The organism is Kitasatospora sp. CMC57 (assembly GCF_045866025.2).
In the GTDB taxonomy this organism is placed as follows: Bacteria; Actinomycetota; Actinomycetes; order Streptomycetales; family Streptomycetaceae; genus Kitasatospora.
The window spans coordinates 6,280,418-6,295,596 of the sequence record NZ_AP035881.2; the positions used below are offsets into that span (position 1 = coordinate 6,280,418).

Annotated in this window: 14 protein-coding genes and 1 pseudogene; 7 read left to right on the forward strand and 8 right to left on the reverse strand. The window is 70.8% G+C overall.

The genetic code is table 11. From position 1 onward, the window contains the following. Window positions 1–71: 71 nt before the first annotated feature. The 3 genes from ACKUU6_RS28215 to ACKUU6_RS28225 all read left to right on the forward strand — a co-directional run bounded on the left by ACKUU6_RS28215 (window position 72) and on the right by ACKUU6_RS28225 (window position 4,936). On the forward strand, window positions 72–1,856 hold the full coding sequence (locus ACKUU6_RS28215; protein WP_407991386.1) for a serine/threonine-protein kinase: 1,785 nt from the start codon (window positions 72–74) through the stop codon (window positions 1,854–1,856). A gap of 135 nt (window positions 1,857–1,991) precedes the next feature. Further along, window positions 1,992–3,827 (forward strand): serine/threonine-protein kinase, encoded by a 1,836-nt coding sequence (locus ACKUU6_RS28220; protein WP_407991387.1) that lies wholly within the window; start codon window positions 1,992–1,994, stop codon window positions 3,825–3,827. Window positions 3,828–3,925: 98 nt separating this feature from the next. Continuing rightward, entirely contained in the window at window positions 3,926–4,936 is a 1,011-nt protein-coding gene (locus ACKUU6_RS28225; RefSeq protein ID WP_407991388.1) for a DUF2278 family protein, read from the forward strand. A 52-nt stretch (window positions 4,937–4,988) separates the two neighbouring features. Here the strand turns inward: ACKUU6_RS28225 and ACKUU6_RS28230 are convergent, their stop codons facing one another. Further along, window positions 4,989–6,422 carry a condensation domain-containing protein gene (locus ACKUU6_RS28230; protein WP_407991389.1) on the reverse strand — a complete coding sequence of 478 codons (1,434 nt, stop codon included), beginning with the start codon at window positions 6,420–6,422 and terminating at the stop codon, window positions 4,989–4,991. Window positions 6,423–6,672: 250 nt separating this feature from the next. Between ACKUU6_RS28230 and ACKUU6_RS28235 the strand changes: the two are divergent. After that, window positions 6,673–6,816 (forward strand): annotated as a pseudogene (locus ACKUU6_RS28235) (hypothetical protein); the annotation flags it as partial. 143 nt (window positions 6,817–6,959) lie between these two features. After that, window positions 6,960–7,295 (forward strand): hypothetical protein, encoded by a 336-nt coding sequence (locus ACKUU6_RS28240; RefSeq protein WP_407992305.1) that lies wholly within the window; start codon window positions 6,960–6,962, stop codon window positions 7,293–7,295. A gap of 7 nt (window positions 7,296–7,302) precedes the next feature. Here ACKUU6_RS28240 and ACKUU6_RS28245 read toward each other — a convergent pair whose 3' ends face one another. Continuing rightward, window positions 7,303–8,757 carry an MFS transporter gene (locus ACKUU6_RS28245; protein WP_407991390.1) on the reverse strand — a complete coding sequence of 485 codons (1,455 nt, stop codon included), beginning with the start codon at window positions 8,755–8,757 and terminating at the stop codon, window positions 7,303–7,305. A gap of 127 nt (window positions 8,758–8,884) precedes the next feature. On the opposite strand from ACKUU6_RS28245, the gene ACKUU6_RS28250 reads away from it, so the two are divergent. Next, window positions 8,885–9,574 (forward strand): TetR/AcrR family transcriptional regulator, encoded by a 690-nt coding sequence (locus ACKUU6_RS28250; RefSeq protein WP_407991391.1) that lies wholly within the window; start codon window positions 8,885–8,887, stop codon window positions 9,572–9,574. A 62-nt stretch (window positions 9,575–9,636) separates the two neighbouring features. Here ACKUU6_RS28250 and ACKUU6_RS28255 read toward each other — a convergent pair whose 3' ends face one another. Together ACKUU6_RS28255 and ACKUU6_RS28260 are read right to left on the reverse strand one after the other, a co-directional pair. Next, on the reverse strand, window positions 9,637–10,623 hold the full coding sequence (locus ACKUU6_RS28255; protein ID WP_407991392.1) for a cytochrome c oxidase assembly protein: 987 nt from the start codon (window positions 10,621–10,623) through the stop codon (window positions 9,637–9,639). Between the two features lie 97 nt (window positions 10,624–10,720). After that, complete coding sequence (locus ACKUU6_RS28260) at window positions 10,721–11,209, reverse strand: MarR family winged helix-turn-helix transcriptional regulator (RefSeq protein WP_407991393.1); 489 nt, start codon at window positions 11,207–11,209, stop codon at window positions 10,721–10,723. A 113-nt stretch (window positions 11,210–11,322) separates the two neighbouring features. Here ACKUU6_RS28260 and ACKUU6_RS28265 point away from each other — a divergent pair, with 113 nt between their 5' ends. Next, the gene (locus ACKUU6_RS28265; RefSeq protein ID WP_407991394.1) at window positions 11,323–11,733 is read left to right on the forward strand and encodes an organic hydroperoxide resistance protein; all 411 of its coding nucleotides are present in this window, start codon (window positions 11,323–11,325) and stop codon (window positions 11,731–11,733) included. A 56-nt stretch (window positions 11,734–11,789) separates the two neighbouring features. Here ACKUU6_RS28265 and ACKUU6_RS28270 read toward each other — a convergent pair whose 3' ends face one another. Genes ACKUU6_RS28270 through ACKUU6_RS28285 form a run of 4 tightly spaced genes read right to left on the reverse strand, consistent with a single transcriptional unit; the run spans window position 11,790 to window position 15,125 of the window. Beyond that, window positions 11,790–12,740: an amino acid ABC transporter permease gene (locus ACKUU6_RS28270; protein WP_407991395.1), complete on the reverse strand. Its 951-nt coding sequence runs from the start codon at window positions 12,738–12,740 to the stop codon at window positions 11,790–11,792. Then, a complete protein-coding gene (locus tag ACKUU6_RS28275) occupies window positions 12,737–13,402 on the reverse strand; it encodes an amino acid ABC transporter permease (RefSeq protein WP_407992264.1) in 666 nt (221 codons plus the stop codon). Before ACKUU6_RS28275 ends, ACKUU6_RS28270 begins: the two co-directional genes overlap by 4 nt. 57 nt (window positions 13,403–13,459) lie before the next feature. Next, window positions 13,460–14,287: a glutamate ABC transporter substrate-binding protein gene (locus ACKUU6_RS28280; protein WP_407991396.1), complete on the reverse strand. Its 828-nt coding sequence runs from the start codon at window positions 14,285–14,287 to the stop codon at window positions 13,460–13,462. A gap of 31 nt (window positions 14,288–14,318) precedes the next feature. Further along, complete coding sequence (locus tag ACKUU6_RS28285) at window positions 14,319–15,125, reverse strand: amino acid ABC transporter ATP-binding protein (RefSeq protein ID WP_407991397.1); 807 nt, start codon at window positions 15,123–15,125, stop codon at window positions 14,319–14,321. Between the last annotated feature and the right edge of the window lie 54 nt (window positions 15,126–15,179).

Consider the following 15,179-nt stretch of genomic DNA (forward strand, 5'->3'; position numbering starts at 1 on the left):
CGCGAACGGCTCTGGCAGACTGGGTCCCGCCGTGAGCCGTTGGGGTCGGGCATGACAAGGGGGCCTTGGGCATGTGGGGTCGGGGGACCGTGCTGGGTGGGCGCTACACGCTGACCGAGCGGATCGGTGGCGGCGGGATGGGCGACGTCTGGCGGGCCGACGACGGCGTGCTGGCGCGGCAGGTGGCCGTGAAGGTGCTGCATCCGGCACTGCTGGACGACGAGTTGTTCGCCGAGCGGTTCCGGCGCGAGGCCCGGCTGATGGCCGCGCTCAGCCACCCCGGCATCGTCGACGTGTACGACTACGGCGAGGGGGAGCCCGGCTCGGCGGACCAACGCGCCTACATCGTGATGGAGTTCATCGACGGTCAGCCGCTGAGCGAGGTCCTGGCGGCGGAGGGCGCGATGCCGCCCTCGCGAGCCCTGGCGCTGGTGGCCCAGACGTTGGACGCGCTGCACGCCGCCCACCAGCGGGACATCGTGCACCGGGACCTCAAGCCGTCCAACCTGATGCTGCGTAGTGGCGACCAGGTGACGGTGACCGACTTCGGCATCGCGCGCTCGGCCGCGAGTACGACGATCACCGCCTCGCACGCGGTGCTGGGGACGGCGCTGTACATGGCGCCGGAGCAGGCCGAGGGCGGTGCAACCACGCCGCTCTCCGACCTCTACTCGGCGGGAGTGCTCTGCTACGAGCTGCTCACCGGGCAGGTCCCGTTCACAGGGGAGACGGTCCTGGAGGTCGTGCTCAAGCACATCCGCGAGCCGGCGCCGCAGTTGCCCGGGCTCTTTCCGCAGGTGGTACGGGACTTCATCGCGACCGCAATGGCCAAACGGCCCGAGGACCGGTACCCGGACGCCGCCGCGATGGCCGCAGCCGCGCGGGCCGCGCTCCGGGGCGGCCCGGCCACGCTGCCCGCCACCGCCGCGGCGCCGGTCGTCCAGCCGGTGACCGAACCGGTCGTGCCGCCCGGCACCGAGGAGCCCAAGACCATCGTGATCGAGCGCCGACCGCAGCGCAGTTGGCGCCGGGCCCTGGTGCCGCTCATCATCCCGGTCATCATCACCACGGGGGCCGGTACGGCGCTGCTGATCGACCGCAGTCCGGGGCGGTCCGAGGCCGCCGGAGCGGGTCCGTCGCTGTCGCGGTCCGAGATGCCGAAGTCCGTTGAACCGTCACCGAGTTCGCCCACGCCGTCGGCGGTGCAGACGCCGGCGCCCGAGGTCGGTACGCCGACCGCACCCGATCCGAACACCGGCAGCGCGCCCGGTGGCACCGTGCCGAAGACGGGTGGTCAGGTCAGCGTCCCCGGCGGCACCACCACCGTGCCCGTACCGGTGCCCAAGCCGCCTGCGGCGACACATGCTTCGGTGCCACCCGCGCCAGCGCCAGCGCCCGTCACCACTCCGCCCGCGCCCGCCACCACCCCACCGTCGTCGGTCGACACCGTCCCGGCGGGCTGCGGCGGCGCCGGCTGGGGCCACATCACCTCGGTCGGCAGTGGCCGCAGGCTAGGACTGCCGAGCAGTGCCATCGAGGAGGGCACTGCCGTGGTGACAGGGGGGTACTCCGGCTACGGGTGGGTGCGGGTGCGGTCGGGAAACCTGAGCGAGTTCCATCCCTGCAGCCAGTCGAAGCCGGCGATGGGGCTGGCGCTCGGCACCTACACGGTCCAACTGTCCAGTGAGATGGGGACGGTGCCGGGTCTGTACGTGGAGCCGGCCGGCACGGCCGGAGCCGTCCACCTCGGGAACTCCATCGGAATGGGCTGTCTCACCGACAACGGTGCGGGCCGCCGGATCACTCTGGAGGAGTGCAAACCCGGCAACAAGTCGCAGGAGTGGTACGTCCCCTGAGCTGGCCTGGTACGTACGGAGCTTGCACCAGGGATGTAACGGCCGGGCCCGAGGGCTGGACCTCACGGAGGGCTCTGGCAGACTGTGCCCGGCCGGTGGCCAGTTGGGGCCGGGCATGACAAGGGGAGTCGCGGTATGTGGGGTCGGGGGACCGTTCTCGGTGGTCGATACGCGCTGACCGAGCGGATCGGTGGCGGCGGGATGGGCGACGTCTGGCGCGCCGACGACCAGGTGTTGGAGCGTCAGGTCGCGGTCAAGGTACTGCACACCGCGCTGATGGAGGACGAGCAGTTCGCTGAGCGGTTCCGGCGCGAGGCCCGGTTGCTGGCCGCGCTCAGCCACCCCGGCATCGTGGACGTGCACGACTACGGCGAGCGTACGGACGGTCCCGATGACCAAGGCGCCTACATCGTCATGGAGTTGATCGACGGGCGTCCGCTGCACGTGGTGCTGGAGGAGGACGGTCCGTTGCCGGCCGAGCGCGCGCTCGGTCTGCTCGCGCAGGCGCTGGACGCTCTGCACGCCGCCCACCAGCAGGACATCGTGCACCGGGACATCAAGCCGTCCAACCTGATGATCCGCGCGGACGACCGGGTGGCGGTGACCGACTTCGGCATCGCCAGGGCCGCCGCCAGCACGAAGATCACCGCCTCGCACGCGGTCCTCGGCACCGCGCTCTACATGGCGCCCGAGCAGGCCGAGGGCGCGGCCACCACCCCGCTCTCCGACCTGTACTCGATCGGCGTGGTCTGCTACGAGCTGCTCACCGGTCAGGTGCCGTTCGGTGGCGAGTCGGTCTTCGAAATCGTGATCAAGCACGTCCGGGAACCCGCGCCGGGGCTGCCGCCCTCGTTCTCCCCGGCGGTCCGTCAGTTCGTCGCCACGGCGCTCGCCAAGCAGCCGGAGCACCGCTACCCCGACGCCGCGACAATGGCTGCCGCGGCCCGGGCCGCGATCGCCGGGACGCGCGGACCGGCGACCCTACCCGCCACGGCCGCCGGTCTGCCACCGGCACTGCTGGCCACGCCCGTGACGGTGGTGGCCACGGTGAAGGACGAACCCCGTACCCAGGTCGAGACCGGGCGCAAGCGCTCCCGGATCCTGATTCCGCTGATCATTCCGATCGTCATCACGGCCGGTGCGGGTACCGCCGTCCTGATCGACCAGGGCGCGCTGCGCAGCCAGGCCAAGGGTGCCGGATCGAGCCCGTCCGCCCCGGTGATCGGCGGCACGGACTCCGGTTCCGCACAGGCGAGTTCGGCATCCCCGCCGACGTCGGCGGTCACCACTCCGCCCGCCCCGGCCAGTGCGCCGCCGGCCGACCCGAACGCCGGTCAGGGCACCGTGAACCAGCCGGGCGGAGCCACCGCGCCGAACACCGGCACCGGTAACGCGGGCGGCACGGGCGCCGGCTCCGGCAGCGGTACGAGCAACAACGGTGGAGCGGTGGCCGGCGGTGCGGCCGCGAACGGCGGCGGCACACCGGGCGGCGGGGGCGGCGGCAGCGTCCCGGCGCCGACGCGGACCACCGCGGCCCCCGTCACCCCGCCGCCGGCCGGGCCCGCCAGACCAGCGGAGTGCAACGGCGCGGGCGACATCACCAGCGTGGGGAGCGGCATGAAGCTCGGCCTGGCCGGTGGCCTGGCCGCAGGCACGGCCGCCGTGGTGAACGGGCGGACCGAGTACGGCTGGGTCCGGTCGTCCGCCGACCCGGGCGGCTGGTACACCATCTACCCCTGCAACCTCGGCAAGCCCGCGCTGGTGCAGAACCCGGACAGCAACGTGGCCGAACTCAACCCCGGCTTCAGCTTCATGACCAAGTGGACGGTGGTGAACACCGGCTCCGGCAGCTTCTACCTGAAGGACTACAGCAGCACCAACTGCCTGACCGACCACGGGTCGGGCAGCAAGGCCACCATGGTCACCTGCACGCCCGGCAACAAGTCCCAGCAGTGGCGCACTCCCTGGTGAACATCCGGTGACTTCGCCGCGCCCGCCCCGCTCGGTACGGGATAACGGTGAGGACCATCACAGTCGGCCCACGTGGCCTCGGCCGAAGGACCTCACCGATGCCCCTGAAGAACTACGGCGTGCTCGCCGCTACCGCCGTGGACCGGCGCCGCGAAGGCGCCGCCGACACCCCGCACTACCAGATCCACCTGCGTGACGCGCACGGCACCGACTACCGTGCCGCGGTCAATGTGCTGTCGCAGCAAGCGCCTTCGGAACTGCTGTACGTGGTGGTCGACGACTTCCGGCATCCGCTGACCGGCCTGCTTCCGGCGGCCGGCAGCGGGTGGACCGGGCTGTCCTCCAAGCCCGGCACGGCCAGTCTCGACTTCGTCCGGGGCAACCTGTTCGATCCCGCCGAGATGCGGACCCTGCCGCCGGACCTGCCGGGGGTCGACAACGACCTGGCCGACCTGCTGGACCACTACGTCCAGCGGGCGATCGCCGACCCGGCGGCGGCGGTCTATCTGTTCGGCCAGCGTTTCGGCCCCGAGGTGAACATCCCGGACAAGGTGTTCGGCTTCCGGCCCGGCAACGGCGTCCACGACATCCACCTGAACCAGGGCAACAGCGGACGGTTCCGCAACGACGACGGGGTGTACCAGGACGGCGGGCTGCTGATCCACCTGCCCGCCGAGGACCGCTGGGTGGCGGTGTTCCTGGCCTTCCAATCACAGAGCTGGCACACCGACGACGCCACCGGGCACACCATGCCGAGCACGCCGGGCCGTCCGACCGATCCGCACGGGGAGGCGGTCCGGATCGTCGCGGCCCTGGTCAACCCGGCCGGTCCGGCGCCCGAGCGGGAGACCGTCACGCTGCTCAACGCGTCTGCAGCGCCGGTCGACCTGACGGGCTGGCAGCTCGCGGACCAGGCCAAGCACCGGCTGCCGATCCCGGCCGCCCGGCTCGCCCCGGGCGCCCTGCTCACCGTCAACGGCGCCGGCTGCTTCGAGCTCGGCAACCACGGTGGTGTGATCACCCTGCTCGACCCGGCCGGGCTCAAGGTGCACGGGGTCTCGTACACCGCCCGCCAGGCCGCCGCCGAGGGCCGGACGATCACCTTCTGACACCTTCCGACCGAGGGGCTCACCCGGCCCGACCGGGTGAGCCCCTCGGGTCCTACCTCGCGGAGGGGACGAAGACCCGTGCCGTGTCCGCCCGGGTGATGTCCTGGACCGTCCGGCGCAGCGCGTCCAGCAGGTCTCCCATGGTGCGGCGGGCCCGTGGTGTGTCCACGTAGATCGAGTTGATGTGCAGGCCCTCGGCGTCGCGCTGGAACCAGGTACAGGTGCCGTTGGAGTGGGCCGACCAGACGTGCGAGGTGGGCCGCCAGTTGCCGTACCGCTCGGCGCCCGCGCACTTGCGCATGTCGATGTAGGAGAAGAAGTTGACCGGGTAGGGCCAGTCCCGGGCGGCGAACTCCTCGGGCGCCAGCAGCTCCCAGGCCCGGACGAACGGCACGTCCAGATGGCCGATCATCTCGGTGAACGCGGCCCGGACGCCCGCCATGACCTGGGCGAAGTCCTGGCCCACCGAGACGTCGAACTCGATCGGCAGGGTGTTGACGAACCAGCCCATGGAGTGCGCCCAGGGGCCGCCGCCGCGCTCGCTGACCGGCATGAAGCCCCGGTAGACGCCGGGCCCGCCGACCTCGCGCAGGCTGACGGCGGAGGCCGCGAGCACGCCCATGAAGGGTTTGCCGTCCACCGCGAAGCACTGCTTCTCGAAGAGATCGGCCTCCTCGGCGTCCAGCAGGGTGGACGCCTCGTTGACGATCGGGTACATCCGCCCGGGCTGCACCCCGAGGTCGAGCGGGAAGCGCGGGAAGAACTCGCCGTTGCGGGCGATGAAGGACTTCCAGTAGTCGAGCCGTGGGTCGTCGGCCCCGATCGCCAGGTACCGGCGGCGCTGCTCGTCGGCGAAGTCGAGGTAGCTGGGCGCGGACGGCAGCACCGCTTGCTCGCCGAGCAGCGCCGCCTCGTACGCGGTCTGCAGCTCGTGGACGACGATCGGCATCGACATGCCGTCGCAGACGATGTGGTCGAAGGCCAGGTAGACCGTCGCGGAGTCCTCTCGCAGCACCGCGCCGGCGGTGAACAGCGGCCAGGAGAGGGTGTCGATGCAGTGCCTGAACCGGTCGGCGAGGTGGCCGGCCAGGAGCTCACCGGAGTCGAAGTCGCCGACCTCGTGCAGTTCGAGGGACATGTCCTCGACCGACCCCGGCTTGCAGGACAGTTCGCCGGCCAGCCGCTGGAAGACGCTGCGGAGCACCTCGTGGCGGCCGACGAAGTTTAGGAGCACCCGGGCCATCACCGACTCGTCCAGCGGACCCGCCACCTCGAAGGTGACCGCGATCCAGGAGGCGGTGGGCTCCTCGCCGGCCCGGGTCTCCTCGGCGGCGGTGAAATGTTTCTCCTGGTTGAACGACGCTCTCCTGGCGGCGGCCAGGCCCGGCGACCTGGGCGGCGGCAGCAGTGGCGCCGTGGAGCGCAACCGCCATTCCACGACCCGTCCCGGTGCCAGCCGGTGCATCTCCAGAGGAACCTGCCTCATGTCCGTCTTCCCTTCGCCCTGCGGTTCCGCCCGCTGAGGCTTAACGGGGGTTGGGCCGAGGAGGTGACGTGCGGATGGCCGTTCGACAGCGGATGTCCTACGGTGACGAGGTGAACGACCGTCAGCCGGCGGGGCGTCAGCCGCCGAAGCCGAGGCCCCCACGCCACCGACCGCTGTCGCCGCTGCGCGAGAGCACCTGCGGGACTCGTTCTGGTTCGCCCCGCTGCTGGCCTGTCTGACGGCGGTGCTGGTGTCCGGGACCACCACCTGGCTGGACGCCCGGCTGGTGCACGAGAAGATCGCCGCGACCGGCAGCGCGGCCGACCTGCTGGCGTTCACCAGTGGCGCGAAGGCCGTGGTCCCCACGGTGAGCTCGGCGATCCTGACGTTCATCGGCGTGGTCTTCTCGATCTCGCTGGTGGCCCTGCAGATGGCGGCCAGTCAGATGTCCCCGGGTGCTGCGGCTGTACGTGCGGAGCCGGATCACCAAGACCACCTTCTCGGCCTGCCTGGCCACCCTTCCTGTTCACCCTGCTGGTGCGGCTCGGCTACGACGACACCACCGACCCGACCAAGGTCACCTCCGTCCCGGTGGTCTCCACCGTGGTGGCGGTGCTGCTGGTGCCGATCCCGGACTGGCAGTGCACCGTCGACCTGGCCTTCACCGAGATCCGGATCTGCGGCGGCGGCCAGCCCCAGGTCTCCCGGCGCCTGGCGGCAGCGCTGGACGACCTCCTGAGGATCACCCCCGAAGCCCGCCGCCCGCCCCTGCTGGCCCAACGGGACCTGCTGGAACGGGCGGTGGCCGAACACGTCCCCGCCCCCGGCAACCGGGCCTTCGCCTTGGCCCCGGACCGCCAGGGCATCGGCTGACGCCGGGTCAGCGACCGCCGCCGTCCTCGTGCGGGCGGGCCCGCTCGGGGAGGAGGAAGGCGAGCGCGGCGGCGATCAGCAGGCCGACGGCGGTCAGGCCGAGGGTCCGTCCCGCTGCGGGGCGGAAGCCGTCGGAGGCGGCCCAGCCGAAGAAGGCGGTGCCGAGGACGGCGACACCGATCGAGCCGCCCAGCTGCTGGACCGCGTTCAGCACGCCGGAGGCGGAGCCGACTTCGTGCTCCTCGACGCCGGCGAGCGCGATGTCGAAGAACGGGGCCATGATCAGGCCGAGACCGAGGCCGGTGAGGACCAGCGCCGGGATCAGCTGCCAGGTGGTGAGGCCGTCGGCGCCGTACTCGAGGGTGGCCCACACGGCGAGCGAGCCGAGGACGGCGACCGCCAGGCCCAGGTGCAGCACCCGGCGGCCGTACCTGGGGCCGAGCACCGCGCCGGACAGGACCGCGCCGACCACCAGGCCGAGTGAGAGCGGAATCATCGTCAGACCGGCGTGCAAGGGGGTCCAGCCGAGCCCGAGCTGGAGGTAGAGGGTGAAGACCAGCATCAGCCCCGCGACCGCACCGAAGAAGACCACGCCGCTGGCCAGCGCCCCGGTGAAGGCCCGGCGGCCGAAGAGCGAGGGCTCGACCAGTGGGGAGCCGCCGGCCCGCTTCAGGCGCCGCTGGTAGCGGGCGAAGACCAGCAGGACTGGCAGCGCGGCGGCCATGCTCAGGTACGTCCAGAGCGGCCAGCCCAGCTCGCGGCCCTGGACCAGCGGGTAGACGAGCAGCAGCGCGGCCAGGGCGACCAGCAGCATGCCGGGCAGGTCGAGGCGGACGGCGCCGTCGGCGCGGGTGAGGCGGTTGGCGGGCAGCAGCCGGGTGGCGCCGAGCACGGCCAGCAGGCCGAGCGGCAGGTTGACCAGGAAGACCATCCGCCAGCCGGTGCCGAGCCAGTCCGCGTCCACCAGGAAGCCGCCGAGGGTCGGGCCGAGCACCGAGGAAAGCCCGAGCACCGGGCCGAACAGCCCGAAGGCGGCACCGACCTCCTGGGGCGGGAACATCAGCCGGATCAGGCCGAGGCCCTGCGGGATGAGCAGCGCCGCGAACCCACCCTGGACGGCGCGGGCGCCGATCAGCAGACCGGGGTCGGTCGCGGCGGCGCAGGCCGCCGAGGCGAGGGTGAACCCGGCGGCGCCGAGCAGGAAGAGCCGCTTGCGGCCGAAGATGTCGCCGAGCCTGGCCCCGGTGACCATCAGCATGGCGAAGGCCAGCGTGTAGGCGGCGGCGATCCACTGGATCTGGGACTCGCTGCCGCCCAGGTCACGCAGGATCGCAGGGGAGGCGACGCCGGTGATGGTGGCGTCCAGCAGATCCATCGCCTCGACCAGCAGGACCACGCCGAGGGCGGCCCAGCGGTAGCGGTGGAGGGGTTCCTCGGTGGGTGTTTCGAGTACGGCGGTCATGGCGACTCCTCGATGGAACGGCGTTCGTATCGACGAACAGCGTTTGCTTTGACGAACACCGTTCTACGACTGGAACGCCGTTCGTGTCAAGGTAGGATTCAGGGGTCGCCTACTCCGGAGGTTCCGCATGACCAGCTGGCCCGAGACCTGGCCCGGCCGGGAGAAGCCCGCGCCCAAGCGGCAGCCGCTCAGTCGCGAGCGGATCGTGGCGACCGCGCTGACGATCATCGAGACCGAGGGTCTGGACGCGCTCTCGATGCGCCGGGTCGCCCAGGAGCTCGGCACGGGCGCGGCCAGCCTGTACGCGCACATCGGCAACAAGGAGGAGCTCCTGGAGCAGGTCCTCGACCTGGTCTACTCGGAGATCGCCGTCGAGACGCCGGACCCGGCCCGCTGGCAGGAGCAGGTGAGGGACCACATGCGGCGCGCCCGCAAGGCGCTGACCAGTCACGGCGACCTGGCCCGGGCCGTGATGGCCGCCAACGTGCCGGTCACCCCGTACGCGCTGGACAACGCCGAGGCGTTGCTCGGCCTGCTGAAGGCCGGCGGCCTGGACGACCGGACCGCCTCCTACGGCGTGGACGTGCTCTCCCTGCTGGTCACCGCTACCGCCTTCGAGGAGAGCAGCCGGTGGCGGGTGTCCACCGAGGATGCCTCGGCCTACGGCGAACGGATCCGGACGTTCTTCCGGTCGATCCCCGCCGACCGCTATCCGCTGGTGGTCGCGCTGGCGGGCGAGCTGACCCGGGACGTCGGCGACGAGCGGTTCGAGTTCGGCCTCGACATCCTGGTGGCGGGCCTGGCCCGCCGGGCCTGACGGGGCGTCGGCGGACAGCACGAAGCCCCCGTCGCGTGGTGCGACGGGGGCTTCGGGGCGGGTCAGCCGGCGTCGGCCGGCCGGGTGCCGCGCCTGTCGAGCGAGGCCAGGTACGCGTTGTAGGCGACCAGCTCCGCGTCGCCGTCCCGGTCGGCGGCCCGGTCCCGGCGGCGGGCCTGGCGCTCCTCGGACTTGGCCCACTGCAGCGTGAGCGCGATCAGCACGATCGCGGTCGGGATCTCGCCGAACGCCCAGGTGATGCCGCCGGCGAGCTTCTGATCGTTGATCAGGTCGGTGCCGGGCGGCGCCGTCGCGGAGGTGAAGGTGGTCACCAGCGGACTGGTCGCCATCATCACCGCGACGCCGAAGAAGGCGTGGAACGGCATCCCCATGAACAGCTCGATGATCCGCATCACGAAGCCCGGCCGGTGCGGGCCGGGGTCGACGCCCATGATCGGCCAGAAGAACAGCAGGCCGACCGCCAGGAAGTGCACCATCATCCCGATGTGCCCGACCCGGTAGCCCATCAGGAAGTCGAACAGCGGGGTGAAGTAGAGCGCGTACAGGCTCGCGATGAACAGCGGGATGGTGAAGGCCGGGTGCGAGACCACCCGGACGTACCGGCTGTGCAGCAGTGCCACCAGCAGCTCGCGGGCGCCCTTGCCGCTGCCCTTGCGGGCCGGGCGCAGCGCTCGCAGTGCGAGCGTGATCGGGGCGCCGAGCAGCAGCAGGATGGGGGCGAGCATGGAGAGCACCATGTGCTGGATCATGTGGGCGCTGAACAGCACCATGCCGTAGTCGTTCAGCCCGGTGCAGGTCACCAGCAGGACGGTGCCGAGGCCCGCGACCCAGGCGATGCTGCGGCCGACCGGCCAGCGGTCGCCGCGCCGGACCAGCCGGCCCACGCCCGCGCCGTACAGCCCGAGGGCGACCAGGCAGCCGATCAGGAACGGCCAGTCGGGCGACCAGGTCAGGGCGGAGTCGACGGTGAACGGGCCGAGAGGCGCCATCCCGCCGTGGTGGTGCATCCCGGTCATGCCGTCGCCCATCGGCGGGTCCTGCTTTCCCTCGTCAGTTCGGGTCGGACCGGGCCGCGCTGCGGGTCCGGTTCGTCCGTTTTGCTTCGAGGGTCAGCCTAGGTGCCCCTTATCCCGCGGCCGCACCCGCCCCCGGTGCGTTCGCCGCGGCGTCCAGCGAGCCGGTGACCCGGAGCAGCAGGGAGTGCAGGGTGGTGGCCTCCTCGGCGGAGAGGTCACTGGCCTCCAGGATGCCGCGCGGTACGCAGAGCGCCTGGCCGCGCATGGCCGCCCCGGTGTCGGTGAGGCGGATGGTGACGGACCGTTCGTCCTCGGTGCTGCGGGTGCGCCGTACGTAGCCGGTCGCCTCCAGGCGCTTGAGCAGCGGGGAGAGGGTGCCGGAGTCCAGGCGCAGGTACTCGCCGATCTGCTTCACGGGCAGATCGCCGTGCTCCCAGAGCACCAGCATCACCAGGTACTGGGGGTAGGTCAGTCCCAGGTCCTTGAGCAGCGTCCGGTACACACCGTTGAAGGCCCGGGAGGCGGCCTGCACGCTGAAGCAGATCTGGTTGTCCAGGCGCAGCAGCTCGGTCTCGGGTACGTCGGTCGGCTCGGTCATGGTTCCAGAATAGCTGTGCGCTGCTCAGTTGTGCACAACTGAATTGCGTGCAATGATTCTCGGCAGAGGGCGAGCCGGACACCGGCCGCCGAGCCACGAAGGGACAGGTCACCATGGACGCGCTGTACACCGCTGCCGCCACCGCCAACGGCCGCGAGGGCCGCACCGTCAGCTCCGACGGTCAGCTGGACCTCGCGCTGGCGATGCCCCCCGCGCTCGGCGGCAACGGTCAGGGCACCAACCCCGAGCAGCTCTTCGCCGCCGGGTACGCGGCCTGCTTCGCCAGTGCCCTCGGCCTGGTCGGCCGCCAGGCCCGGGTGGACACCGGCGAGATCTCGGTCACCGCCGAGGTCTCCATCGGCAAGGACGACGACGGCTTCGGCCTCTCCGTGGTCCTGCGGGTCGAGCTCCCGGACGCCCTGGCGGGCGAGACGGGCGAGCTGCTGGTCAAGCAGGCCCACCAGGTCTGCCCGTACTCCAAGGCCACCCGCGGCAACATCGAGGTCGAGCTCGTCGTCGAGTAGTCGCCCGCGCACGCCAGGAGCCCCGGACCGAGCAGAGGTCCGGGGCTCCTGGCGTCTCACCTGGCCGAGGTGCCGCCTGCGCCGCTCGGGCCGCTCGGGCCGTCGAGGTCGTCGCGGCCCACGTGCTCGCCGGGCGTGGCCAGCTCCGCGACCGCGTCCGCCCGGACCACCGCGCCGGTGGACCTCTTGCCGCGCCGCAGCCGGCCCTCCAGCCAGCTCGCGAATGACGTGAGCGAGAAGTTCACCAGGACGAAGACCACCGCGACGACGGTGAAGCTGGCGATGGTGTTCGCCCCGTAGTTCGCGCTCATCGGGCGGACCGACGCCAGCAGTTCGGCGAAGCCGAGCAGCGCGCCACCCAGCGCGGTGTCCTTCACGATCACCACCAGCTGGCTGACGATCGCCGGCAGCATCGCGGTGACCGACTGCGGCAGCAGGACGTGGCGCATGACCTGGTTCTTCCGCATGCCGATCGCCTTGGCCGCGTCGGTCTGACCGCGCGGCAGCGACAGGATGCCGGCCCGGACGATCTCCGCGAGCACCGAGGCGTTGTAGAGGACCAGGCCGGTGACCACGGCGTAGAGCGGCCGGCTGTCGGGGCTGACGTCGGTGAACTCGGAGTAGGCCGCGTTCGCGAAGAGCATCAGGATCAGCACCGGGATGGCGCGGAAGAACTCCACCACCGTGCCGCCCACCGCCCGCACCCAGCGGTGCTCGGAGAGCCGGGCGATGCCGAACAGCACGCCGAGCGGCAGCGCGATGACCATGGCGAGCGCGGCGGCGATCAGCGTGTTCTTGAGCCCCGGCAGCAGGTAGGTCGACCAGGCGCGGGAGTCGGTGAAGAAGGGCCGCCACTTGACCCATTCGAGCTGGTTCTTGTCCGAGAGGCTCTGCACCACCCACCAGATCACCGCGGCGAGGGCGACCAGGAACAGCACCGTGAGCAGCACGTTGCGTCTTCTCGCCCGCGGCCCCGGGACGTCGTACAGGGTGGACGGAGCCGTCATCTCTTCACCGACACCTTCTTGCTCACCCAGCCGAGGAAGAGCCCGGTCGGGAGGGTGAGGCAGATGAATCCGAACGCGAAGATGGCCGAGATGAGGATGAGTTGGGCCTCGTTCTCGATCATCTCCCGCATCAGGGACGCGGCTTCGGCGACGCCGATCGCGGCGGCCACGGTGGTGTTCTTCGTCAGTGCGATCAGCACGTTCGCCAGCGGACCCACCACGGAACGGAAGGCCTGGGGAAGCACCACCAGCCTCAGCACCTGGGGGAAGTTCAGACCGACGGCCCGCGCGGCCTCGGTCTGGCCGACCGGCACCGTGTTGATGCCCGACCGCAGCGCCTCGCAGACGAACGCCGAGGTGTAGAGGGTCAGGCCGAGCACGGCCAGCCGGAAGTTGATGGTGGTGAAGTTGTCGGCGCCGAGGGTGACCCCGAGCGTCTGGAACAGGCCGAGCGAGGTGAAGACGATGATCACCGTGAGCGGGATGTTCCGGACCACGTTGACGTAGGAAGTGCCGAAGCCGCGCATCAGCGGCACCGGGCTGACCCGCATGGCCGCCAGGGCGGTCCCCCAGATCAGCGAGCCGATGGCGGAGTAGAAGGTGAGCTGCACCGTCACCCAGAAAGCCCCGAGCAGGTCGTAACCCTCAAGAAAGTCGAACACGGTCACCCGGCCCTTCCACGGCGGTGACGGCCCACGGCGTGCCGTGGGCCGTCCGGTTCAGCTGACGATGACGCCGATCTTCGGGGCGGACTCGGGCTGGTAGTTGGCGGGGCCGAAGTTCTTCTTCACCGCCGCGTCCCAGGAGCCGTCGCTGACCATCTTCTCCAGGGCGGTGTCGATCTTCGCCTTGAGATCGCTGCCCTTCTGGACGCCGATGCCGTAGTTCTCATTGCTCAGCTTGAAACCACCGAGCCGGAACTTGCCCCTGAACTCGGGCTGCGAGGCGTAGCCGGCCAGGATCACGTCATCGGTGGTCAGGGCGTCGATGACCTTGTTCTCCAGGCCGGTCAGGCACTCGGAGTAGCCGCCGTACTGCTGGAGCTGGGCGTTCGGCGCGATCTTCGTCTTGACGTTCTGCGCCGAGGTGGAGCCGGTGACCGAGCAGAGCTTCTTGTTGTTCAGGTCCGTCGGCGTCTTGATGGAGGTGTCGTCGGCCCGCATCAGGACGTCCTGGTGCGCGAGCAGGTACGGCCCGGCGAAGTCCACCTTCTCCGAGCGCGCGGGGGTGATCGAGTACGAGGCGGCGATGAACTGGACGTCACCGCGCTGGAGCAGCGTCTCGCGGTCGGCGCTCTTCGCCTCCTTCCACTCGATGTCGCCCGGATCGTGGCCGAGCTGCTTGGCGACGTACGTGGCGACGTCCACGTCGAAGCCCGTGTACTTGCCGTCTGGGGTCTTCAGGCCGATGCCGGGCTGGTCGAACTTGATCCCGACGGTGATCTTGTTGCCGCCCGTACTGCCGCCACCGTCCGAACCGCAGCCTGCGGCGGTCAGGGACAGCACGAGCGTGGCGGCGGTCGCGGCGGTGACCTTACGAAGCTTCATGATGATCTTTCCTGGTGCTGGTGGGGTCCGGTCAGTGGTGAAGGATCTTCGAGAGGAAGTCCTTGGCCCGCTCGCTACGCGGATTGCTGAAGAACTGATCGGGCGTCGTCTTCTCCACGATCCGGCCGTCCGCCATGAACACCACGCTGTTGGCCGCCGAACGGGCGAAGCCCATCTCGTGGGTGACGACGACCATGGTCATCCCGTCCCTGGCGAGCTGCTGCATCACCTCCAGCACCTCGTTGATCATCTCGGGGTCGAGCGCCGAGGTCGGCTCGTCGAAGAGCATGATCTTCGGGTCCATGGCCAACGCCCGGGCGATCGCGACGCGTTGCTGCTGTCCACCGGACAGCTCCGCCGGGTACTTGTCCGCCTGGGAGGCGACGCCCACCCGGTCGAGCAGGTGGCGGGCCCGCTCGTCGGCCTCCTTCCTGTCCTTCTTGCGCACCTTGACCTGACCGAGCGTCACGTTCTGCAGCACGGTCTTGTGTGCGAAGAGGTTGAAGGACTGGAAGACCATGCCCACGTCGGCCCGCAGCGCGGCCAGCTCGCGCCCCTCGGCAGGCAGCGGTCTGCCGTCGATGACGATCTCGCCGGAATCGATGGTCTCCAGGCGGTTGATGGCCCGGCAGAGGGTGGACTTGCCGCCTCCGGAGGGCCCGATCACGACCACCACCTCGCCCCGGGCGATGGTCAGGTCGATGTCCCGGAGGACGTGCAGCTCGCCGAAGTGCTTGTTGACGTTGCTCAGCACGACCAGGTCGCCCGGGGCCGGGGGCGGGGCCGAGGCCGGGGTGGAAACTTCCTCGCTCACAGTTACTCCGCTCGTCGGCTTCATGGTCCGTCCTCCGAAATGGAGGCGCACGCCGAGGAGCGCAGAAGTGGTAACGGG

Bases quoted from the DNA above. Each gene is read 5' to 3' on its own strand.
- ACKUU6_RS28215 (WP_407991386.1), top strand. From the start codon at position 72: ATGTGGGGTCGGGGGACCGTGCTGGGTGGGCGCTACACGCTGACCGAG.
- ACKUU6_RS28220 (WP_407991387.1), top strand. From the start codon at position 1,992: ATGTGGGGTCGGGGGACCGTTCTCGGTGGTCGATACGCGCTGACCGAG.
- ACKUU6_RS28225 (WP_407991388.1), top strand. From the start codon at position 3,926: ATGCCCCTGAAGAACTACGGCGTGCTCGCCGCTACCGCCGTGGACCGG.
- ACKUU6_RS28230 (WP_407991389.1), bottom strand. From the start codon at position 6,422: ATGAGGCAGGTTCCTCTGGAGATGCACCGGCTGGCACCGGGACGGGTC.
- ACKUU6_RS28245 (WP_407991390.1), bottom strand. From the start codon at position 8,757: ATGACCGCCGTACTCGAAACACCCACCGAGGAACCCCTCCACCGCTAC.
- ACKUU6_RS28250 (WP_407991391.1), top strand. From the start codon at position 8,885: ATGACCAGCTGGCCCGAGACCTGGCCCGGCCGGGAGAAGCCCGCGCCC.
- ACKUU6_RS28255 (WP_407991392.1), bottom strand. From the start codon at position 10,623: ATGGGCGACGGCATGACCGGGATGCACCACCACGGCGGGATGGCGCCT.
- ACKUU6_RS28260 (WP_407991393.1), bottom strand. From the start codon at position 11,209: ATGACCGAGCCGACCGACGTACCCGAGACCGAGCTGCTGCGCCTGGAC.
- ACKUU6_RS28265 (WP_407991394.1), top strand. From the start codon at position 11,323: ATGGACGCGCTGTACACCGCTGCCGCCACCGCCAACGGCCGCGAGGGC.
- ACKUU6_RS28270 (WP_407991395.1), bottom strand. From the start codon at position 12,740: ATGACGGCTCCGTCCACCCTGTACGACGTCCCGGGGCCGCGGGCGAGA.
- ACKUU6_RS28280 (WP_407991396.1), bottom strand. From the start codon at position 14,287: ATGAAGCTTCGTAAGGTCACCGCCGCGACCGCCGCCACGCTCGTGCTG.
- ACKUU6_RS28285 (WP_407991397.1), bottom strand. From the start codon at position 15,125: ATGAAGCCGACGAGCGGAGTAACTGTGAGCGAGGAAGTTTCCACCCCG.